This window comes from Desulfosporosinus cupriresistens, assembly GCF_001707885.1.
GTDB lineage: Bacteria > Bacillota > Desulfitobacteriia > Desulfitobacteriales > Desulfitobacteriaceae > Desulfosporosinus.
Map to the genome: position 1 here is coordinate 1 of NZ_MASS01000126.1, position 1,553 is coordinate 1,553.

Annotated in this window: 1 protein-coding gene; it reads right to left on the bottom strand. The window is 46.4% G+C overall.

What is annotated here, in order from left to right; all coding sequences use genetic code 11:
* Positions 1 to 48: 48 nt before the first annotated feature.
* Positions 49 to 1,553, bottom strand: a protein-coding gene (locus tag DSBG_RS21455; protein WP_491005798.1) for an IS3 family transposase whose coding sequence is annotated in 2 segments (ribosomal slippage) — positions 49 to 1,148 and positions 1,148 to 1,553 — 1,506 coding nt annotated over the 2 segments. Because the reading frame shifts where the segments join, the coding sequence is not laid out codon by codon here. This gene is flagged as partial in the annotation.

Genomic DNA, 1,553 nt, shown 5'->3' on the forward strand with positions numbered 1-1,553 from the left:
CGGTATTTGTCAAGTTAGTTGTCGCTAAACCCCAAAATTATATATGAGTTAAGAGGATTGTTTTTCCTCATTGATTTCAGGTTGAATGCGCTCAGGATTGAGCCATACTTCATTAGCTAACGTCCAGTTTCGGATTCCTCTGGACCAGCGTTCTGGGTGCCCTGCTTTAGCCTTTTCATAAAGTTTACGTCGGTTTTCGAAAATGACCTTATCCATTCCACTATGTCTTTGATGGGGCGTTAGGAACTTCAGGCCACTGTGCCGATGCTCCTGGTTGTACCATTTAACAAAGGCTAAAACCCAGGTTCTTGCTTGTGTTAAGTCTTTAAACCCGGACAAGGGATAATTCGGACGATACTTACAGGTTCTGAAAATAGACTCCGCGTAAGGATTGTCATTACTGACCCGAGGACGACTCCTTGAAGGCGTTATCCCGAGCTGATACAAGGTTTCTAAGAGTGACGAGCCTTTCATGGGGCTTCCATTGTCTGAGTGTAGAACCAGCGGTTTTACTGAGACGATGCGCTGTTCAGATAAGACCCCACGGCGGACCAGAATACTAGCATTTTCAGCTGACTCTTCTAGCCAGATCTCCCACGCAGTGATTTTTCGACTGTATAGATCCAAGATTAAGTATAAGTAAAAGTAGACGCCTTTGGCCGGTCCGGGTAGCCATGTGATGTCCCACATCCAGACCTGATTTGGTCCTGTTGCGCAGTGGGTTGAGATAGGTTTGCTACTTGGTTTTTTACTTCGACCCCGGTGGTACTGCATATTATGATTTCTTAAGACACGATAGAATGTCGATTCCGATGCGAGATAGATGCCTTGATCGGCAAGCATGGGAACGATCTGACTCGGAGGAAGACTTTGAAATATGGGCTGGTTAACCACCGATAGGATTTCCTGAGTTTCCGTTTCGGTTAGTTTGTTTCTAGGAACAGGGTGTTCAGCAAAAGGCCGTTGGTCCTCAAGTGGCGTTGTATCACTTCGCCAACGTTGCAATGTTCGCAAACTAATTCCCATTTCTTTGCAAGCCATCTCTTCATGGGCACCGGCTTGAGTGGCTTCTTTAATCAGCATTATGGCCTTTATGCGATCTGAGGCGCTGATCAAGCGTCCTCGCCGTCCCCCCATATCGCATTTATCTTTTTTCTAAGAACCAGTAAAGCGGCAGTTTCCGCTAGAGCAGCTTCCTTACGTCGAAGTTCTCGTTCTAAAGCCTTAATCGCACGATCCTTTTCACGTAAGTCTTTTTGAAAACGTGTGGCTTGCTGAGCAACTCCACCATTGGCCTGCATACAGGCATCACGCCATGCTTGAACTTGTTCAACATAAAGCCCTTTGCTTCGGCAATACTCTGCTAGTTCCACTTCGCTAAGAAGGGCTGTCTCCATCACAATCAGAAACTTATCTTGAGTGCTCCAGCGTTCAACTTCCTGTTCACCGCTCGGAACTGCCATTCCCTTGGTTCGAGCTTGCTTTCTCCATTGATGCAAAGTAGCCTCAGACAATCCTGTTTCTCTAGCTATTTCACTGACTGCTTGATTCTG